The sequence below is a fragment of the Halopseudomonas sp. genome, assembly GCF_036960865.1.
GTDB lineage: Bacteria > Pseudomonadota > Gammaproteobacteria > Pseudomonadales > Pseudomonadaceae > Halopseudomonas.
Genome location: NZ_JBALWE010000002.1, coordinates 211,850 through 230,862, shown reverse-complemented (window position 1 = coordinate 230,862; position 19,013 = coordinate 211,850). Strand labels below are relative to the sequence as shown.

18 protein-coding genes are annotated in these 19,013 nt (G+C 58.4%); 5 read left to right on the top strand and 13 right to left on the bottom strand.

From position 1 onward, the window contains the following. Positions 1–23 precede the first annotated feature (23 nt). The 10 genes from V7747_RS03495 to tusA all read right to left on the bottom strand — a co-directional run bounded on the left by V7747_RS03495 (position 24) and on the right by tusA (position 9,727). On the bottom strand, positions 24–1,268 hold the full coding sequence (locus tag V7747_RS03495) for a hypothetical protein (protein ID WP_335614668.1): 1,245 nt from the start codon (positions 1,266–1,268) through the stop codon (positions 24–26). 14 nt (positions 1,269–1,282) lie between these two features. Then, a complete protein-coding gene (locus V7747_RS03490; protein ID WP_335614667.1) occupies positions 1,283–2,020 on the bottom strand; it encodes a hypothetical protein in 738 nt (245 codons plus the stop codon). Between the two features lie 23 nt (positions 2,021–2,043). Beyond that, a complete protein-coding gene (locus V7747_RS03485; protein ID WP_442909172.1) occupies positions 2,044–2,733 on the bottom strand; it encodes a C39 family peptidase in 690 nt (229 codons plus the stop codon). A gap of 64 nt (positions 2,734–2,797) precedes the next feature. Further along, the gene (locus tag V7747_RS03480; protein WP_335614666.1) at positions 2,798–3,613 is read right to left on the bottom strand and encodes a hypothetical protein; all 816 of its coding nucleotides are present in this window, start codon (positions 3,611–3,613) and stop codon (positions 2,798–2,800) included. A 43-nt stretch (positions 3,614–3,656) separates the two neighbouring features. Then, positions 3,657–4,220, bottom strand: a complete 564-nt coding sequence (locus V7747_RS03475; protein ID WP_335614665.1) for an adhesin — start codon at positions 4,218–4,220, stop codon at positions 3,657–3,659. A gap of 1 nt (position 4,221) precedes the next feature. After that, entirely contained in the window at positions 4,222–4,689 is a 468-nt protein-coding gene (locus tag V7747_RS03470) for a hypothetical protein (RefSeq protein WP_335614664.1), read from the bottom strand. Between the two features lie 540 nt (positions 4,690–5,229). After that, positions 5,230–7,269, bottom strand: coding sequence for an LTA synthase family protein (locus tag V7747_RS03465; protein ID WP_335614663.1), 2,040 nt, complete (start codon positions 7,267–7,269; stop codon positions 5,230–5,232). Positions 7,270–7,317: 48 nt separating this feature from the next. Continuing rightward, positions 7,318–7,935: a hypothetical protein gene (locus V7747_RS03460; protein WP_335614662.1), complete on the bottom strand. Its 618-nt coding sequence runs from the start codon at positions 7,933–7,935 to the stop codon at positions 7,318–7,320. Then, positions 7,932–9,233 (bottom strand): sialidase family protein, encoded by a 1,302-nt coding sequence (locus tag V7747_RS03455; protein WP_335614661.1) that lies wholly within the window; start codon positions 9,231–9,233, stop codon positions 7,932–7,934. The genes V7747_RS03460 and V7747_RS03455 overlap by 4 nt, the downstream gene beginning before the upstream one ends. Positions 9,234–9,487: 254 nt before the next feature. Continuing rightward, entirely contained in the window at positions 9,488–9,727 is a 240-nt protein-coding gene (gene tusA / locus V7747_RS03450) for a sulfurtransferase TusA (RefSeq protein WP_335614660.1), read from the bottom strand. Positions 9,728–9,874: 147 nt separating this feature from the next. On the opposite strand from tusA, the gene V7747_RS03445 reads away from it, so the two are divergent. Beyond that, complete coding sequence (locus tag V7747_RS03445) at positions 9,875–10,159, top strand: antibiotic biosynthesis monooxygenase family protein (protein WP_335614659.1); 285 nt, start codon at positions 9,875–9,877, stop codon at positions 10,157–10,159. Positions 10,160–10,189: 30 nt separating this feature from the next. Here V7747_RS03445 and rlmM read toward each other — a convergent pair whose 3' ends face one another. Then, a complete protein-coding gene (gene rlmM, locus V7747_RS03440) occupies positions 10,190–11,254 on the bottom strand; it encodes a 23S rRNA (cytidine(2498)-2'-O)-methyltransferase RlmM (RefSeq protein ID WP_335614658.1) in 1,065 nt (354 codons plus the stop codon). 299 nt (positions 11,255–11,553) lie between these two features. Here rlmM and V7747_RS03435 point away from each other — a divergent pair, with 299 nt between their 5' ends. The 4 genes from V7747_RS03435 (at position 11,554) to V7747_RS03420 (ending at position 15,227) form a co-directional block, all read left to right on the top strand. Continuing rightward, entirely contained in the window at positions 11,554–12,537 is a 984-nt protein-coding gene (locus tag V7747_RS03435) for a DUF1852 domain-containing protein (protein WP_335614657.1), read from the top strand. A 22-nt stretch (positions 12,538–12,559) separates the two neighbouring features. Then, entirely contained in the window at positions 12,560–13,597 is a 1,038-nt protein-coding gene (locus V7747_RS03430) for a methionine synthase (protein WP_335614656.1), read from the top strand. A gap of 66 nt (positions 13,598–13,663) precedes the next feature. Continuing rightward, complete coding sequence (locus V7747_RS03425; protein WP_335614655.1) at positions 13,664–14,173, top strand: flavin reductase family protein; 510 nt, start codon at positions 13,664–13,666, stop codon at positions 14,171–14,173. 130 nt (positions 14,174–14,303) lie between these two features. Further along, positions 14,304–15,227 (top strand): LysR family transcriptional regulator, encoded by a 924-nt coding sequence (locus V7747_RS03420; RefSeq protein WP_335614654.1) that lies wholly within the window; start codon positions 14,304–14,306, stop codon positions 15,225–15,227. 786 nt (positions 15,228–16,013) lie between these two features. On the opposite strand, the gene V7747_RS03415 is transcribed toward V7747_RS03420, so the two are convergent. Together V7747_RS03415 and V7747_RS03410 are read right to left on the bottom strand one after the other, a co-directional pair. Further along, a complete protein-coding gene (locus V7747_RS03415; RefSeq protein ID WP_335614653.1) occupies positions 16,014–16,715 on the bottom strand; it encodes a TSCPD domain-containing protein in 702 nt (233 codons plus the stop codon). A 72-nt stretch (positions 16,716–16,787) separates the two neighbouring features. Beyond that, a complete protein-coding gene (locus V7747_RS03410; protein ID WP_335614652.1) occupies positions 16,788–18,941 on the bottom strand; it encodes an adenosylcobalamin-dependent ribonucleoside-diphosphate reductase in 2,154 nt (717 codons plus the stop codon). Positions 18,942–19,013: the final 72 nt, after the last annotated feature.

Here is a 19,013-nt window from a genome sequence, read left to right as displayed (position 1 = left end):
GCAGCTTGATTTGGCAGTCTGGCTCAGAAGTAGTACGGCAATTTGAGGCTCAGACTGAAATCCTGCGAATCCGGCGTCAAACCTACCGAAAGATTGGGCACCAGGGTAAGCCGATCACTGATCGCCAAGGTCATGCCAATATTAAAATAGGAAGCATTGGCGTTGCTGCCATTGACCGCCTGCCAGCTGGTGCCTTCGAATCTGATACGACTGCGGCGATTGATCAATTCGGAGAACGACATGGACATGCTCATCCGCTCGTTCAACGCGAAGGCGACCCCCGCGCCGAACTGAATGTAGTCTCCCAACTTGACTTCGCCTGGCACCCTGACGCCCCGCTGTGGGCTGATGTCATCAAACTGCTCTGCCCGATTGTAGGTATAAGCGAGATTGCCAAACAGGATGGCCGGATCCAGCGTCTTGACCATCGACAGGCCGAGGGTGGTGGCCCACACACCGTTTCCGGTCGGTAATGACTCGGGCACCGTGAGGTTGTCGTTGCCCTCAACCTGATCCAGCTTGATGCCGTAGGGGGCCTTGCCGGTCGGCGCCTTGACCCGAAGACTGACCACCGCGTCGGGCCGTCCGCGCGCTTCATCGAGAAACTTGTAGGCAACCCCAACGCTGATATCCCCCAGTGAAGGGCTTTCGTTGACCCTTTGCTCGCTGTATGTGGAACTGGCCCCCCCTGCACCCGCCGAACGATAGGTGGTTTGCCGATAGATATAGGGCACGTTGATGTCGAACTGCCAACGTTGACGCCAGTTCAGGCGCCCGGTCAGGTCAAAGGTAAAGGTGTCGGCATTGATCTCATCAACCCCCAGGTTACCCAGAAAGATGGCATCAAGCGCGAGAAAGCCATTGAGAAACAACTGGCGGGTATCATAGTGGCTGTAGGTGAGGCCAGGTTCGATACTGAATCGGCCGCCACCAAAAAAGCCGCTGGCCTCTTGGTATAGCGCTTCGACGCTGGGGGGCTGTTCGGAGCTGTCACGCAGCGACTGACCATAGCCCTGTGCCGTTTCGGTACTGGTGCGCGCGGGCGCAACCGTGGCCGGTGCCGGCCTGGAGGGAGCCGCTGCAACACGGCTGTCTCCGGCCTCCAATTGACGAAGCCGCTGCTCAAGAATCATCAGCGCATTCTGCTGCGCTTCGTACTGCTTTCTGAGTACCGCGATTTCATCACGCAACACCTGTTCCTGCGTCTGCGCCACAAGACTGCCGCTCACTGCCAGCAGCACTAGCGCCCACCGAGCTGATCCGCTCATTTTGGCTTTCCTTGTCAGTAACCCGTCGGTCTCAGGGCACGCAGTTGCTCAAGGGTACAGTTGACGAACCCCTGCCCCATCGCCATCTCACGCAAAGCCACGTTGATGGTCGCCTGGTTGAGCACTGTATTGAGGTTGCCGGTAAAATTGGCCTGCTGGTTGATACCGCCAGCACCTATGCGCTGCAACGCGACGCCCTGGGCACCGGCATCGATCTGCATCGTCAGGCCACCTCCCAAGGTACTGATCGAAACAACCCCCGCTGCACCGGATGGGCCTGCACTGCCATCCCAGGGCACTGCGCCTGCGGGCAAGGCCACTGCCTGCCCACTGCGGTTGACCACGATCTCTATATTGTTCAGTCCGTCATTCATATCGCCGGCGCTGCGTACGCTCTGCGAGACGCCCTGCACGTTGCTCAAGCCAGCGCCACCGATGACCTGACCGCCCGCCGTGCCGTCGCCTGGGGCGAGCGCCTCATCAGCCACAGAGAAAGAGGTCACGTACAGATGAGGCTGCGCGTGTTCGTCAACCTGAAAACCAACGCTGGCTCCTATGGATTGCCCAGCGCTGTTTTGCCATGTGCTGCTCATGGTGACGCCAAAATGCACGATGCTGTTGGGCAGCACGTAGCGCCCGCGCAGTTCAGCCAATTGCGCATTGCTCACCTCGGCAGCCGCAAAAAGGTTGCCGGCAGCACAATCAAGGCTGAGACCCGCCAGGCATAACGTCATCCAGACAAGGGGTTTCATGGGTGCTACTCCCGGTAAAGACGTTAAAAGAAATCACTCTGCAAAAAGCCGAATTCCATCAGATCTGCATCTTCGACCGGGCTGAAACGGTCCAACCTGCGGCTGGCAGTCAAGGGCTCCGGCGGCTGCAGCAGGCTGTTCTGGCGGTTATATCCCGGGCCGATCAAAGCCAGGACAATCCCGTTCCAGGACTCGGCAAACTCGCGCAAGGCGATTTTCCGGTGGCCCAGCACAGGGTCGCCGATATAGACCCAGCCATTGCTGCTGACCTGCATCACCACAAAGTGCTTGTAGCCACGCACATCCATCAGCACGATTGAGGGAATCTTCACCTCGGCCAACTGCACGGGCAGCAAACGGTATCCGCGCGCTCGCAGTCCCAACTCGGCTGCATAGCGCTTCATATCCAGCATGGAAAATCCCATGGTTTTAACTTGCTCGGCATCGGCGCCAGCCAACATGCCTTGAATCACCTGTTCCTCGGTAAAGTCCCAGCCATAGGCTTCATTGAACAGCGTCGCCAACGCGGCGGCGCCGCAACTGAAATCGGTTCTCTGCTCCACCAGATTGGCAAACCGTCGCTCGCGCATGCTTTCCACCGGCTTGAACACCAGACCCATACCCGGCAGGACGGCGAATGGCTTGTTGGCAGCCTGCGGTGCGCCCAGGCACAGCAGTGTCAACAACATGAAAAGAGGGATAGACAGCGTCATCTGGAACACAGGCACCACCAATACGCAGTAAAAAAAGCCCGGGAAACTCCCGGGCTCCAGTCGTTTACAGACAGGCGTTACAGCCCGCTGCGATCGACAGTGAATTGCTCTGCTGGTTGGTACCGCCAGCCGCAATGTTCACGCCCACGTTGCCGGAGACGTTGTTGACCGAATCCACCAGGGTAGCGTTGTTCTGCACATCGTTATTGGTGGTCGGAGTACCGGGGCCGTGGTGACCGCCGCCGTTCCAGGAGGAAGCCATGCTCAACGAGTAATCGTCTTCCTCAACCCCGTTGTAGGTGGTATCGGCTACCGCGACCTGCAGCACGCCGATGGAAGCATTGGCGTTCTGAGCCTCCTCGGATGATGCAATGGTCACATCATTTTTCTGCTGATTGAACGAACCGGCCGCCACGTTCAGGCCCAGATTACCGGAGTAGTCATTGGCTGAATTTTCGACGGTCGCATTGTTGGTCACGCCGGAGTTCACCAGCATGTTGCCGGCACTGAACTGCCCTACAGCGATAGTGGAGGTGGCAGTATTACCAAACACGAACTCCGCGTCTGCGGTGGAAATCGCCGCTGCGTTAGCTTGCTGGTTGGTGTCACCCGCCGCTACGTTGACGCCCGCATTGCCAGAGGAAGTCTGCAATGCGTTGTTCACGGTGGCATTGTTTTCGGTGCCGTCATTGACCACCGCATTGTCGAGAATGACCTGCACATCGGTAATTGACGCCGAGGATTCCGAAGGCGCACCGCCCGGATTACCAGGACCGCCGGGGCCGCCAGGACCGCCGCCAGGACCGGCAGCAAACACACCACCAGACAGTGTTGCAGCGACCGCAAGGGCCAGAGTTGCAAACGCATGAGTCGTTTTCATGATGATTTCCTTGTGTGGCATTAACTCAATTATTAAGTGTGGATTACTCCACGATGCGGATTCCGAGGCTGTTGATCATCCGATTTCCAACGCCGGCACCCTGATTCAGCTGGACTACCCCTTTACTGCCCGAAAAGGCCTGATCGTCGATCTCCACAAGCCGTTTTCCTGCATCGTTCGAGCTAGCTGCTGAAACTTTCTGCAGCGGCGCCGCGCTGAGCGCGAGGCTGCTGTCGTCCAGGCTCTCGGGCAGGGCCTTGACGCCCGCCCGAAAGCTGTTGATCTGTTGATTGGCCGCACCTGCGCCCTGGTTAACGCCCAGGACACCCGTGCCTGCGCTGAATGAGTCACCCTGAATGCGCGCACTGAAATCCGCCGAAAAGGGTTCTGCCGGCAGCGTGCCGTGCTGCTTGATGTTGATGACCGGGTTCGCACTGTCCGACAGGGCGCGGGCGTTGGCTTGCTGCTGCGCATCGCCGGCAGCCTGATTAAGCATCAGGTTGCCCACGTAGGCAGCGCCACTGCCCTCGATCAGCGCCTCCGAGTCGGCGCCCGAGGCAACCGAGGCGGCCAGTGCCAGGCTCAATGCCAGCAGCAGGCGTCCCACCTCAACGCGCCTGCAGCAGGCGCAGCGGGCCGAGGCCTTGCTGGATGCTGCGCCCAACGGTCGCGCCCGCGCGGCCCGCGCCACCACTGTGGCCGGCAGGATTCAAACCACTCGCACCGACCGCACTGCCAGAAGACAGCGGTCCCTGCACCGCCTGCGCTGCGCCCTGCAATGGATGGGCAAACCGGGCACCGCTGCTGACCTGAGCAAAATCCCCATCACTCAGCTCGGTAGTATTCAGCCCGCTATCCAGGCTGCGCTGCAGTAACGCATCGCGGCGCGGATTGACCACTTGCGGCGACGGATCAGCGACCAGTTCCTGACGGACGGCGGAGCGGGGCTGCACCTGCCGGCTGATAATGATGTCGCCACCTGCGGCCAACGCCGGCAGTGCTGGCATTGCGCTCAGCAGCGCCAGGGACAGAACGGGTAGTACCCGCTTCAGGTGTTTTTGCCGGGGAGCTCGCATCACTATCTCCTGACCATTAGCAATGAGACCACTGCCTTGTTACAGGGATAGAGCAAGAGCTATGCCGGATAAATATTACCTATAAGAATCAGTCTCTTATGGAAATCAAAGCAGATAGCTGGTGAGCAATGTGTCCCAGATGTGCAACAGTGAGAACGGCGCAGGATGAGATAAATATCTCTGCCAGCCGCATAGCAGAGCGGTTGTCTGCCGTCAGAGCAGCAGTCCCATATTTGGCACAGATTGCCACGCATAACCGGCAGGCAACAGCAAACGACGCCGCATGGCATGTCGGGCCTGGCAGCGAACCAAGTGTCACAGGTGCGGGATTGTGCTTGCCTGGGAAGGGCGACTATTGGCACAGCTTGAACGTGATACGCGCAGGCTGTGCCAATGGCGGGAGTGACTGTTCTTCAAAACCTGATCAGGTCGAACGAGGCGTGCACCTCGCCCTGCGCTCGCCACAACATTCACGGTCGGCTGGTGCATTGAAACGCCTGTGCCCAGATGGCCGTGAAATGCGTAATACCGGCTCGCAGCTCAGTCAGCCCTGACGTTCTGGTACAGCATCAGCCTCGCGGCTTCATGCAGGCCACGGGTCAGTTGTTCCAGGCGCTGAAATTCCTCCGGATACTGGTCTGCAACGTCGGTCAGCGGCTCTTGCGAGGCCAGGTCATGCAGGGTCGGCTCGCTACCATCGTGCTGCATCTGCAGCAGAAAATCCTTGGTTACCCCACCGATCAGCGGGAAGGTACCTTCGCGCAATACCAGTGGCACCACGCGCTCACCTTCTGGCGCAGGCTGCTGAATATCCCGCCCCATGGCGCCATTGGTGAACTCCGTACCGGTTATCCCCAGAACCGTGGGCAGCAGGTCTGCCAGGCCTACCGCCTCCTCTATCACCCTTGGCTGCAGCAGCTTGGGCGCATGGATGAGCATGGGGACGTGGTTACTTTCCAACCCGAGCTTCTCGAACGCCGGTGGCATATGAGGAATCTGGCTGATACGGGTGTTGTGATCGCCAAACAGAACGAAGATGGTGTTGTCGTACCAGCCCCCTGCTTGGGCGATCTCCATCAGGCGGCCGATATTGAAGTCGAGCAGACGCACGGCGTTGTACTGGGCCAGGCTGCGCGAGCCCGCGTTCTGCACTGTCTCCAGGGGTAAGTCGCGTGTTTCGAAACCGTCATTCTGCGCCGGGATGGTGAAGGGGCGATGGTTGCCAGCGGTCTGGATATAGGCAAAGAAGGGCTTGCCATCGGCCTGCTGACGCAAGATGCGGTCGCTTTCCTTGAACAGATCAAGGTCCGATATGCCCCAAACATCCACCAGCGGCGAGGTCCAGTCACCCTCCTCAAACAACTGCACGCCGTCGATACTCTGGCGCACCAGCGCGTTCATGTTGGCCCAGCCAGCGCTGCCACCGATCATGTAATACCGGTCGTAGCCCTCGAGCGAATTGATCAGAGTGTGTTGACGGGTAATCAACGGATTGCGCGTGGACGTATCGTCACGCGAGACATCAGGCACGCCGGAAATACTTGCCCATACGGTTTTAGCCGTCCCGGTTACTGGCACGTAAAAATGCTTGAAGAACCAGCTCTGCTTGGCCAGCCGGTCAATGTTGGGCGTTGGGTTCAGCGGGTTACCGTAAGCGCCCACAGCGCTGGTACCCAGCGACTCGAGCATCACGAAGACCACATTTGGCGGCTGACTGCCGGCAATGGCGTAGGGTTGGACCGCTTGTTCTCGCAGAAAACTCAGGCTCTGCACGTCGGGCTGATCGACCCCGAGGTAGCGGCTGACCACATCGTAGTGCGCGGTTACCGACTCACGGTCAAAGGGCTCGTGCGGCACCTCCAGGGTGTCATACAAGAAGATCACCGGGTTCAAGCCCAGTGCAGCAATCTGGCTATCCCCCGAGAAGAAGGCATCGCTCCAGCGCAGCGGCACTGGATTCTCCAGGTTGATGTTCTCCAGGCGCCCGAGAATGCCGAGAAATACCACCACCACCATCAGGGCGCTGCCCCATACCAGCGAAAACCGGCCAATACGTTTTGCCGGGCGATCCAGCGTGACCCGCTCAAGCTTCACCAATAGCCAGTAAAGCAACGCCGTCAGCCCCAGCCAGCCCAAGCTGATCCAGATTACCGGATAGGTTTGCCAGAGCATGTCAGTGGAGATTTGCGCATCGCCGAGAAAGCGCAGCGCCGTCGCATTGATACGCAAGCCGAGATAGGCGTAATGCCCAAAATCAAAAATATAAACGAGAAAGACCGCGCCCAGCGCCAAAACCAGATAGAGCCGCGCCAACCAGCGCAGCCCTGGGGAGCTGATCAGATTCCACTTGGGAAACCAGGCCAGCAACGCTACCGGCAACATAAGCAAAATGGCCAGGCGCAAATCAAAGCGCAAGCCGATGCCCAACGTTTGCGCGACGGCCTCAGTCTGGCTCAGCGCGCCGAGTTCAAGCCCCGAAAAACCGATGAAGAATAGTGCACGCAACGCGGCCAGAGTCGTAAATATCACAGCTATTGCTGCAAACCAGTAATGCAAACGCCGCGATTGGAGCCAACCCATTATCCAGACCTCTAGAGTTCAAACCTTATTAATAAAAGCGCGACTATCTCAGGGCTGTAATGAGGGCGCCCTGGTCTGCGCTGTCGCCTTGCGACGCAACAGGCGCCCGGTGACGTAAACCAGAATGGCGCAGCAGCTGTATAGCCCAATGAAAGGGTCTATCAGATAGTCCCAATAGTTGGGAGAAGCCTTAAGGCCCACCGTGAAGGCCAGCGTCGCAAGTCCGAGCATGCAGGCTCCAAGGTGATTCTTCAGCGCCAGCAGGGCAAAGGCCAGTAGCGCCACCACCAGAATCAACGGCCGCGGCTGGTAACCCAACCGATAGGGGTCCAGGTAGGACAACCCCAATGTTGCCGGGTAGAGAAAAACAGCAAGCGCAGCCATCACCGCCAGGATCTGCACAGAAGCGCGCCGCGGCAACGGCGGAGCAAATCCGGTGCGCACGCCGGCTAGATACAGCATTGCCACCAGGGAGGTGATGGCCGCATCTCCGGTAAAACTGTGGACATAGGCCGCCAGCGTCAACCCATCAACCGGTAGGAAACTGACCGCCAGCAGGGCCGCCAAGCGCAGCCTTTGCCAGCCAGGACTGAAGCCAAGGCCGGGCGTGAGCAAAAAAAGGAGCAATGCAAAACTCAGATGGGCCTGCCAAAGCATATTGATCATAACTGCGTGTCCAGCCAGGAGTCATTGAAACTCACGTGCTTGATGAAGGCGTTGTTCCATGAATACACCAAGTGGTAAAGGCCGTCGGCGCTCTTGATGAAATAGGGGTATTCGTACTCGAAATCGCAGCCCTGTACCGCACACACACGCTGATCGAGGTGGGTCAAAAACTCATCCATCAGCGCCAGGCGCCGCGGCCCGCTAGAAAGCTGGAACTTGTCACCGATGATCTCGCGATAGACCTCGGGGCTAAACGGGTGACCCAAGGGATCGGGCGACTCATCCAGGTCAATCACCGGCTGCCAGAAATTCAACCCCGCATCGGTGCCCATCAGGCGGAGACGAAAACGGCCATCTTCCAGATCGTTCAGCGCCACCAGCAAGCCGTTATCCGGTGTACCAACGGCAGCAAGCGAAGAGTTGGGATTAGACGGATCAACCGGACGAGGCTTGCTCCAAGTCTGACCGGCATCTTCCGTACGACTAGCCAGTACCTTGTGGTGTGTATCCCCGGCGTAGCGCAGCAGGACAACAGCAGTCTGTGCTGACACAGGCACTACCGTAGGTTGCAACGAATGCGTGCCTTTGCTGATACGGCTTTTGTCCAGCACCTCACCCTCGGCGCTGATATAAAGATACTCGGCAAACTTGCCCAGAAATTCATGGTAGACCGGCAGGCCTATCGTGCCATCGCTATGAAAGACCGGCGCATTACGCACCAAGGTGCTGATGTTCAAAAAGGGCGTGGTAATCAATTGTTTGGGGGCGGACCAGTTCTCGCCAAAATCGTCAGAGTACATGGCGTTGATGGCACTGCCCGCCCAGCCGCCGATAGACACTGAGACGTAAAACAGCCAGAGACGGTCATCCGGGGCTAGGGCAATGACCGGGTTACCGAGCTTGCGGATGTGCCGACGCGTCGCCGAGCTGGTCGACTCACGGGTAGCCAATACCAGTTCATCGCCCCACTCCGCAGTGCTGGCATCGTAACGCGCGCCGCGGATTTGGACATCAGCCGCGCCTTCGCGGGTACCGGCAAACCAGACGGCCATCAGCGCACCGGACGGTAGCGCCGCCACCGAGGAAGAATGCACAAACTCATCCAGGTCCGTGGAGGCAAATCGACTGCGATAGAAAGGCGCCTGACCCACCAGCGCCAGCGGATCACTGGCCGGGTCTGCTACCGCAAAACCAGCGACACTGCGATCAGGGTACAACCACCAGGCAGCGAAAAAAATGGCGAGTAGGGATACGGCGGCAACCCCGGTTACAAACTGTTTTTTCTTATAAGCAAGCATCAAAAAGCCATATTCTAAGAGTAATACTGTGCCTTCCCTGTTACAGGAAGCACCAGAGACAAACCTCGTCGGAGGAGGTTTGGCAAAAATGGAATCCGGCTTTTTTACAAGGGCTCTTACGTCACTGCAAAAAATAGGCCCGGCGATGGCCAAAGGCAGTCAGAACTGCAACCGCCGAATCATGGCCTAAGCGCAATGTGGATGCAACCCGCGACGTCGCGGAGCTCATGCGCGTCTTGATATTGGCGAGCGGCCTAACCAACCTTGCGAATCAGATACCGATAAACCCCGTCACTCTCGCCCTGCTCCACCAATTCATGCCCCAGAAAAGCGCAGAACTTGGGAATATCTCTTTGAGTCGACGGGTCAGTAGCCAGTACCTGCAGCAGATCACCCACCGCCATGTCACGCACAGCGTTATGCAGCAACATGACCGGTTCGGGGCACATAAGCCCCTGGGTATCCAGTATTGAAGGTGTCGTATACTCGCTCATCGTCAGGGCCTGCTTGGGAAAAATCCAATTATCCTGAATTAACCGAGTGCTTGCCAGACGCGCTCGCAGCGCCAACACTTATGCTAGCGGTATATGACAAGTCGAAAAGACGATACACCAACACCCGGCCACAATAAGGGAAGATTCATGATCAAAGTGTTGATTGAACGCATTATTGCAGAAGGGCTGGAACAGCCCTACGAAGAGGTTGCCCGTCAGGTACTGGCAGCGGCGATTCAGTCGCCGGGCTTTATCTCCGGCGAGTCCTTTCGCGACCTGGAGCAGCCGAACCACCGCATCATTACCGTCACCTGGCAGAATCGTCACTCCTGGGAGCGCTGGGAAAACTCCGACGCACGCAAGGACAGCATCGGCGCCTTCGCTCCCATTCTGCTGGAACAGGAGCGGATTACCCTGCTCGAGCCGCTCTAGCCGTTCAGTGTGGAGCAACCAGAATCCATATCAATAGCCACGTGAAATGGCGCGCACGTGGCAGGTCACCTCTTCGCGGTCAGTGTAGAGCTGCTTGCAGGCAATTTCTGCCTTGACCCCCGCCTCGTCCAGCGCATCCTGAATGTGCTCAAGACACTGCATGACTTCCTGATAACGGCGCTTCATTGGTAGCTTGAAATTGATAATGACCTCGCGGCACAGGCGCTGGCCAATCCACTTGGCGACCAGCGCGCTACTACGCGCAGGCTTGTCAACGATATCGCAGACCATCCAGTCGACCGTGTACTTGGGCTTGTACAGATAGCCGTCGGCCTGCACATGCTCGACCTGCCCACTGTCCATCAGCTTGCGGTCCATCGGGCCGTTGTCTACCGCGATCACGTTCATCAGTCGATTGACCAACTGCCAGGTCCAGCCACCGGGCGCAGCGCCCAGATCGACCGCGGTCATGCCGGCTTTCAAGCGGCTATCCCAATCATCACGTGGAATGAAGTGGTGCCAGGCCTCTTCCAGCTTCAGGGTTGAGCGGCTGGGCGCGTCCTTGGGCACGCGCAAGCGTGGAATGCCCATCGGCCAAGGGGCGGCATTGTCTGCCCAGGACCAACCGACGAACACCCGCTGACCATTTTCAAAGCACAGGTGCAGGCGTGGCAGCTCCGGCTTGTTCGGACGCACAAAGCGGGTTTTGGTGAGCGAGCGCTCAAGCGGCGCGCGCAGCTTTTTGGTCAGCGCCGCCATCGACTTGCCGTCGTTGGTGTCCGCGGTTTCCAGCCACAGCTGCGACGCAATCGGGCCCTGAGCGCAGGCCGTAATGATAGGGGTAATGCGGTCTTCCGGGTCAACATCCAGCCAGCTGCCCACCGCCCATTGGCGGGCGAAGATCAGATGACTGAAAGGAATCGCGCGCATCAGCTGCTCGGCGTCACCCGTCTGCGGACAAACAAAGCGCACCAGCGCGGCGCCGTCGTGCGTCACTGCGTAACCCGCGATGCCCTGCTCGGCTGCCAGCTCCTGCATTTCTGCAGCAGCCTCCCCTTCAAAACCTGGACGACAATGTAGCAACAGTTCCTGCATGACCCGCTCCCGCTCAATGACCGGTCGCCACTCTACAGGCTGCTGAGGGCCGGTAGAAGTGCCGCAGGGCAGATCGCCGCGGTTTTGTCATCGCACCCGCGTGACAGGCACACCGAGGAGTGGGCCGCGCCCCACATCATGAGAATTACTAATGATGATATGCAAAAAAGATCATTTTTTCTCAACCAGACAACTACTTAAGATGATCGGCATTCCTGGCCTGCCCAGCCAGCCGGCCGTACAGACCAGGCAGCCACCTACATGCAGACATGCATCTGCCATCAGGACACGGGATCGCAATGAACACTGACTTCACCTTCACCATCAAAAGCATCTGTTTCGACGAGGATTACCGCCCCGCCGACAACACGCGCATTACGACCAACTTTGCCAATCTGGCCAGAGGCGCCAGCCGCCAGCAAAACCTGCGCAAAACCCTGACCATGATCAACAACAGGTTCAATGCCCTGGCGCAATGGGACAACCCCAACAGCGACCGCTATAGCGTGGAACTTGAAATTGTATCGGTCGAGATGGCTGTTAATGCCGAAGACGATGGCAACGGCTTTCCGGCCATTGAGCTATTGAAGACGCATATTGTCGATACGCACACCGGCAAGCGTATCGAGGGCATTGTCGGCAACAACTTTTCGTCCTACCTGCGGGACTACGATTTCAGCGTATTGCTGCCCGACCATAACAAGGATCAAGCCTCGTTCAGCGTGCCGCAGGGCTTCGGTGACCTGCACGGCAAGCTTTTCCAGCATTTCGTCAACTCCCATACCTACCAGCAGCATTTCAGCAAGCGGCCGGTCATCTGCCTCAGCGTTTCGGACAACAAGATCTATCAACGGACGGAAAACCGGCACCCCGTTCTGGGCTATGAGTACCAGCCCAATGAGACGTCCCTGACCGAGCTCTACTTCAAGAAAATGGGCCTGCAGGTTCGCTACTTCATGCCGCCAAACAGTGCAGCCCCGCTGGCGTTCTATTACTTCGGCGACCTGCTCAACGATTATTCCAGCCTGGAGCTGATCAGCACTATCAGCACGATGGAGACCTTCCAGAAGATCTATCGACCCGAGATTTATAACGCCAACGCGGCGGCAGGCCAGCGCTACAAGCCCAATCTGAAGAACCCGGATCACTCGCTTACGCAAATCGCTTATGACCGTCAGGAGCGCAGCCAGCTGGCAATCGAGCAGGGGCGCTTTGCCGAGGAGAATTTGCTCAAGCCCTATCAGCAAGTACTTGCGCAATGGTCCGCCAGCCACGTCAACTAATTAGCAATAAGGCTCTTCTATCGTGAAAAAACTACTCCCTACCGCTACCGCTGGCAGCTTGCCCAAACCATCCTGGCTGGCAGAACCCGAAACACTCTGGTCACCCTGGAAGCTGCAGGATCAGACGTTGCTCGAGGGCAAGCAGGATGCGCTGCGCGTATCGCTGCAGGAGCAGGTCCAAGCCGGCATCGACATCGTCAGTGACGGCGAGCAAACCCGCCAGCACTTTGTGACGACCTTTATCGAGCACCTCGACGGCGTCGATTTCGCGAAACGCGAGACCGTCAGAATTCGTGACCGCTATGACGCCAGCGTACCTACTGTCGTGGGGGCGGTTGCGCGCCGCAAGCCGGTGTTTTTGGAAGACGCCAGATTCCTGCGCCAGCAAACCAGCCAGCCAATCAAATGGGCATTACCCGGACCCATGACCATGATCGACACCCTGTTCGATGCCCACTACCACAGCCGCGAGAAACTGGCCTGGGAGTTTGCCGGCATCCTCAACCAGGAAGCCAGGGAGCTGGAGGCCGCCGGGGTGGATATCATCCAGTTTGATGAGCCGGCCTTTAACGTGTTCTTTGATGAGGTAAACGACTGGGGCATTGCCACGCTGGAAAGAGCGATCCAAGGCCTCAAGTGCGAAACGGCAGTACATATCTGCTACGGCTATGGCATCCAAGCCAATACCGAGTGGAAAAAGACGCTGGGGTCCGAGTGGCGACAATACGAAGAGGCTTTCCCCAAGCTGCAAAAATCCAGCATCGACCTGATCTCACTGGAATGCCACAACGCCCGTGTACCCATGGACTTGCTTGAACTCATTCGTGGGAAAAAGGTGATGGTGGGCGCCATCGACGTGGCGACCAATACCATCGAAACACCCGAAGAGGTCGCCGACACATTGCGAAAAGCGCTTGAGTTTGTTGATGCAGACAAGCTCTACCCCTGCACCAACTGCGGCATGGCGCCGTTATCGCGTGACGTGGCAAGAGGCAAACTCAAGGCCTTGAGCGCCGGGGCGCAGATCGTGCGCAACGAGCTCACCAACCTGCGCGGTTAGCAACCGACGCGATGAAAGGGGCCGCGCGCCCCTGACACCTATGAATCGAACACCGAGAACCAGCCTATGCCCCTTCCCATTCCACTTATCGAGCCGACGCACTTTCGCCAGGCACTGGGACACTATGCTTCCGGCATCACCGTGATCACCTCACAGCTCGACGAGACGCCTATCGGATTCACCTGCCAGTCCTTTTACAGCGTCTCAGTCACGCCCCCCCTGGTGTCGTTCAGCGTGATGGCGAACTCCTTTAGCTATCCCCTCATCCGTCAGGCCGGACGATTTGCCGTGAACATCTTGTCGGGCAAGCAAGCCGCGATATCCAACCGCTTTGCCAAACAGGGGGCGGACAAGTGGCGCGGCGTCGGCTGGCACGCCTCACCGCTGGGCAACCCGGTCATTGACGGCAGTCTGTTCTCGCTCGATTGCGAAATTCACGCAGAGCACGCCGCAGGTGATCACCTGATCGTGATTGGCGAGGTCAAAACCTTCCGCCAACAGCAGGCTGCGGACACCCGACCGCTGGTGTACTTCAAGGGCCGCTACTGCAGCCTCGCCGAACTTGCGAGTGCTTGAGCGCCCCGCCAGGCCGCGCCGCTTGGCCAGTCCGGCCATGCCACCGGGTAGCCGTCATCAGCATGGCAGCTGAATCCTGCTCATAAAGACCGTGCTATAGTTGGCTTTCATTCATACACCCGGTCTCCCCATGCTCGAACTCCGCCACCTGCGCACCCTTGCAACTCTGCGCGACGCCGAAAGCCTGGTTGAGGCTGCCGAGCGCCTGCACCTGACCCAGTCCGCGCTGTCGCACCAACTGAAGGATCTGGAAGAAAAGCTCGGCATGAGCCTTTTTGTGCGCAAGAGCAAACCGGTACGCTTTACCAGTGCCGGCCTGCGTCTGCTGCGCCTGGCCGACAGCGTGCTGCCGCAGGTGCGCCAAGCCGAACGAGATCTCCAGCGTCTGGCGGGTGGGCAGGCTGGTCGCCTGCATATGGCCATCGAGTGCCACAGCTGTTTTCAGTGGCTGATGCCGACTATCGACCAGTTCCGCAATGCCTGGCCTGATGTGGAAGTCGACTTTGCCTCAGGCTTTTTCTTCGCGCCCCTGCCCGCACTGGCGCGCGGCGATCTGGACCTGGTCGTCACCTCCGACCCGCTGGACATCGCCGGCATCAGCTATGTACCGCTGTTCACCTACGAAGCCCTGCTGGCGGTCAGCAATCAGCATCCGCTGGCCGCGCAGGGGTATATCCGCCCCGAGGATCTGGCCAGCGAGACGCTGATCAGCTATCCAGTTGAGCGTGAGCGGCTGGACATCTTCAAGCAATTTCTCGACCCTGCCGGCATCGAACCTGCCAGCCTGCGCACGGCCGAGATGACGGTGATGATGATGCAACTGGTCGCCTCCGGCCGTGGCGTCTGCTGTCTGCCGAACTGGGCCATGGCCGAGTACCTGCACAAGGGTTATGTAAGTGCCCGCAAGCTGGGGCCGGAGGGCTTGTTTGGCACGCTGTATGCGGCGGTGCGCGAGGATATGCTGGAGATGTCGTATCTGCAGGATTTTCTGCTGACGGCGAAGGATACGTCCTTTGCGACGCTTGAAGGGGTGAGTGCCAAGCGGAGTGAGTAATCGGCTCTAGCGCCAACGTTCGTAGGGTGGGTAACGCCAGAGGCTTGCTACCATGGCAGACCACTCCGTTCTGTCTCCAGGCGTTGCGCAAGTGCGCTCGTAGGGCGGGTAAGCCTTTGGCGGTCTTCAAGCGTGGTGTTTAGCTGACTATCGCTTTCGCCTCTAGGCGAGTCAGGGGGAGATGCTTGCCCATCTCCCCCTAACAACCCCCTCGGGCACCCAGCTGCGCGGCCCTGCGGGTTCGCTGCGTTGCTCAAGCTGCCAGGGCCGCTTGCAAACTCGCTTCGCTCAGACATCGCAAGCGCCTTTTTCCCGGCAGCTCTGCGCTACTCGCCCGCTCAGATGGGACTCGAGTGCGTGTCGTTGCTTGTCTCCGCGTTACTTGCCCAAGCAACCAAAACAAGGCAACAACGCCGCTCTCCGGCCATTAATCCCCTTCCAAGCTGTCGAGTAACGCAGGGGGCGAGCGATCAGCGGCGCGGTGTGTTTGAGGAGCGTAGCGACGAGTTTCCGCGACGCCGCTCGGCACCGAGTAACGCAGAGAAGCCGCAGGCCAGCTTGGTGGGGTGGATTTCTTTTGGTTATCTTTTCTTTGGCCATTCAAAGAAAAGTAACTCGCCGGCAAAGGCGAAAGGTAGCGAATAAGAGAGCTCGAAAAAGTAGCTTTAAATCCCCTAGTTCGTTAACTGAGGACGCACTGCGGTAGAAGCCGACTTGCTATGCACAATAAAAAACCGCCCAAAAAGGCGGTTTTTTTTACAAGCGAATAGAAGCCAAATCAAACACTTAGCCGCACTTGCTATCACCACAACTCAAACAGGTAAGACACCCATCCATCTGCACGGCCGCCTTGGTGTGGCACTTGTTGCACATCTGCGCACCCGCCGGATAGGCCGAAGCGCTGTCGTCACAGTCGGCCTCTGTCTGGCCCTGCGGCTTGAGACTGTTGAACTCGGCGCGCTTCTGCTCGAGGTAGGCAAGCTGATGCTCATCCATCTCGTCCTTGAGCATGCCAATGCGCTTGAGGTGCTGATCCAGCACATCGCCGATCTCCGCAACCAGCGACGGCATCCAGCGACCGCCGCGCTTCATGTAGCCGCCCTTGGGATCAAACACACTACGCAGTTCTTCTACCAGGAAGGTGCAATCACCCCCCTTGCGGAACACGGCGGAGATAATCAGCGTGAGGGCTGAAATCCACTGGTAGTGCTCCATGTTCTTGGAGTTGATGAAAATCTCGAACGGACGGCGGCTCTCATGATCACTGCCGTGGTTGAGCACTACGTCATTGATGGTGACATAGATGGCGTGCTCGGAGGTCGGCGTCTTGATCTTGTAGGTGGAACCTTCAAGAAACTCGGGACGCTTGAGTTTTTCATGCATCTCTTCGATTGCCGGAGCGGTGGTCTTGACTTCCGGCGCCTTCGCCGGCTCGTCGGGTTTCACCACAGAGTAGTCGACAATCTTGCTGTTGATCTTCAGTGCCATGTAACGCTTTCCTCGCTGCGCGGCTGCGCAGCCATCAATTCAATCGTGTTCGGTACGCCGCGGCGCAGCTTATCAGAACTTGCCGTAGTAGCCTTCTTTCAAGGCATCGTACAGGTTGGCAGCGGAGTGCATTTCGCCATCGTATTCAATTTCATCACCGCCCTTGGCTTCGATGAAGCTGCCATCTTCCAGCTTGAAGCGATAGGTGGTATTGGCCAGATCCTGCTCCTTGACCAGTACGCCCTGAAAGGCTTCCGGGTTGAAGCGGAAGGTGGTGCAGCCCTTGAGGCCCTTGTGGAAGGCGTACAGGTAGATGTCCTTGAAGTCTTCGTAGGCGTAATCGGTCGGCACGTTGGCGGTCTTGGAAATCGACGAGTCGATCCACTTCTGCGCGGCGGCCTGCACGTCCACGTGCTCGGTCGGTTTCACGTCGTCAGCGGCGATGAAGTAATCCGGCAGGTTACGAGTGCCAACTTCCATGCTGGGCAGCGCCTCGGGATTGACGAAATGACGGTAGGCCAGCAGTTCGAAGCTGAATACGTCTACCTTTTCTTTCGACTTCTTGCCCTCACGGATCACGTTGCGGAAATAGTGATGCGCAAAGCTGGGCTCGATACCGTTGGAAGCGTTGTTGGCCAGCGACAGCGAGATGGTGCCAGTAGGAGCAATCGAGCTGTGGTGAGTAAAGCGCGCGCCCTTCTCGGCCAAGGCCTTGGCCAGCTTGGGATCTTCCGCACCCACTTGCTGCATGTAACGGCTGTACTTGGCCCAAAGCACCTTGCCCGGTACGACATCACCAGCCTTGATACCGTCCTTGACCATTTCCGGACGCTTGGCCAGCATGGCTTCGGTCACGGTGAATTCTTCCTCCATGATGGGCGCAGCGCCCTTCTCTTCGGCCAGTTCCAGCGCAGTGCGCCAGCCCTGCATGGCCATTTCCTTGGAGACTTCTTCGGTGAACTCGAGCGATTTCTCTTCACCGTACTTCATGCACAGCATGGTCATGGTGGAGCCCAACCCCAGGAAGCCCATGCCGTGGCGGCGCTTGCGGAATATCTCGTTGCGCTGTTGTTCAAGCGGCAGCCCGTTGATCTCAACCACGTTATCCAGCATGCGAGTGAAGATGGCAACCACGCGGCGGTACTCGTCCCAATCGAAACGGGCTTTCTCGGTGAAGGGATCACGCACAAACAGCGTCAGGTTGATCGAACCCAGCAGACAGGCGCCGTAGGGCGGCAGCGGCTGCTCGCCGCAGGGGTTGGTGGCGCGGATCTCTTCACAGAACCAGTTGTTGTTCATCTCATTGACGCGATCAATGAGGATGAAGCCCGGCTCGGCAAAATCGTAGGTGGAGGCCATGATCATGTCCCAGATCCGCCGCGCCTTGATGGTGCGGAAGATGCGGCAGGCCACCAGGCCGTCTTCACGGGTAACGTAGCGCTCGTTGCTGGGCCATTCACGCCAGATAACCTGCTCAGGGTCGTCGACGTTGATGCCATCAGCCAGCAGCTCGGCGGCGTTCAGCGGGAAGGCCAGCTTCCAGTCGGCATCGGCTTCTACCGCTTTCATGAATTCTTCAGTGATCAGCAGCGACAGGTTGAACTGGCGCAGACGACCGCCCTCGCGCTTGGCGCGGATGAAGTCCATGACATCCGGGTGGCCCACATCGAAGGTGGCCATCTGCGCGCCGCGGCGACCGCCAGCGGAAGAGACGGTGAAGCACATCTTGTCGTAGATATCCATGAACGACAGCGGGCCGGAGGTGTAGGCACCAGCGCCAGACACATAGGCACCCTTGGGACGCAGCGTGGAGAACTCGTAACCGATGCCGCAGCCGGCTTTGAGGGTCAGCCCGGCTTCGTGCAGCTTGGACAGAATGTCGTCCATCGAATCGCCGATGGTGGCAGACACGGTGCAATTGATAGTCGAAGTCGCAGGCTTGTGTTCCAGCGCGCCGGCATTGGAGGTGATGCGGCCGGCCGGAATAGCGCCATGGCGCAGAGCCCAGAGAAACTTGTCGTACCACTCTTCACGCAACTCGGGCGCTTCTACATCTGACAGAGCACGAGCAACGCGCTGATAGGTCTCGTCAACCACACCGTCGATGGCTTCGCCGTCCTTGGTTTTGAGTCGATACTTGGTATCCCAGATATCCTCTGAAGCGGGCTGCATGGGAATGCTGGTAACCACGCTGTGCAGGCGCTGCACCTTGGCTGTTTGACTCATCACTTTCTCCTGAAACACTCGACCGAACCCGCCAGGGGATTGACTTGCAGGCTTTTGACCTGTAGTACGCAC

Bases quoted from the DNA above. Each gene is read 5' to 3' on its own strand.
- V7747_RS03445 (WP_335614659.1), top strand. From the start codon at position 9,875: ATGATCAAAGTGTTGATTGAACGCATTATTGCAGAAGGGCTGGAACAG.
- V7747_RS03490 (WP_335614667.1), bottom strand. From the start codon at position 2,020: ATGAAACCCCTTGTCTGGATGACGTTATGCCTGGCGGGTCTCAGCCTT.
- V7747_RS03470 (WP_335614664.1), bottom strand. From the start codon at position 4,689: ATGCGAGCTCCCCGGCAAAAACACCTGAAGCGGGTACTACCCGTTCTG.
- V7747_RS03480 (WP_335614666.1), bottom strand. From the start codon at position 3,613: ATGAAAACGACTCATGCGTTTGCAACTCTGGCCCTTGCGGTCGCTGCA.
- V7747_RS03425 (WP_335614655.1), top strand. From the start codon at position 13,664: ATGCCCCTTCCCATTCCACTTATCGAGCCGACGCACTTTCGCCAGGCA.
- V7747_RS03410 (WP_335614652.1), bottom strand. From the start codon at position 18,941: ATGAGTCAAACAGCCAAGGTGCAGCGCCTGCACAGCGTGGTTACCAGC.
- V7747_RS03420 (WP_335614654.1), top strand. From the start codon at position 14,304: ATGCTCGAACTCCGCCACCTGCGCACCCTTGCAACTCTGCGCGACGCC.
- V7747_RS03465 (WP_335614663.1), bottom strand. From the start codon at position 7,269: ATGGGTTGGCTCCAATCGCGGCGTTTGCATTACTGGTTTGCAGCAATA.
- rlmM (WP_335614658.1), bottom strand. From the start codon at position 11,254: ATGCAGGAACTGTTGCTACATTGTCGTCCAGGTTTTGAAGGGGAGGCT.
- V7747_RS03495 (WP_335614668.1), bottom strand. From the start codon at position 1,268: ATGAGCGGATCAGCTCGGTGGGCGCTAGTGCTGCTGGCAGTGAGCGGC.
- V7747_RS03415 (WP_335614653.1), bottom strand. From the start codon at position 16,715: ATGGCACTGAAGATCAACAGCAAGATTGTCGACTACTCTGTGGTGAAA.
- tusA (WP_335614660.1), bottom strand. From the start codon at position 9,727: ATGAGCGAGTATACGACACCTTCAATACTGGATACCCAGGGGCTTATG.
- V7747_RS03485 (WP_442909172.1), bottom strand. From the start codon at position 2,733: ATGACGCTGTCTATCCCTCTTTTCATGTTGTTGACACTGCTGTGCCTG.
- V7747_RS03435 (WP_335614657.1), top strand. From the start codon at position 11,554: ATGAACACTGACTTCACCTTCACCATCAAAAGCATCTGTTTCGACGAG.
- V7747_RS03455 (WP_335614661.1), bottom strand. From the start codon at position 9,233: ATGCTTGCTTATAAGAAAAAACAGTTTGTAACCGGGGTTGCCGCCGTA.
- V7747_RS03460 (WP_335614662.1), bottom strand. From the start codon at position 7,935: ATGATCAATATGCTTTGGCAGGCCCATCTGAGTTTTGCATTGCTCCTT.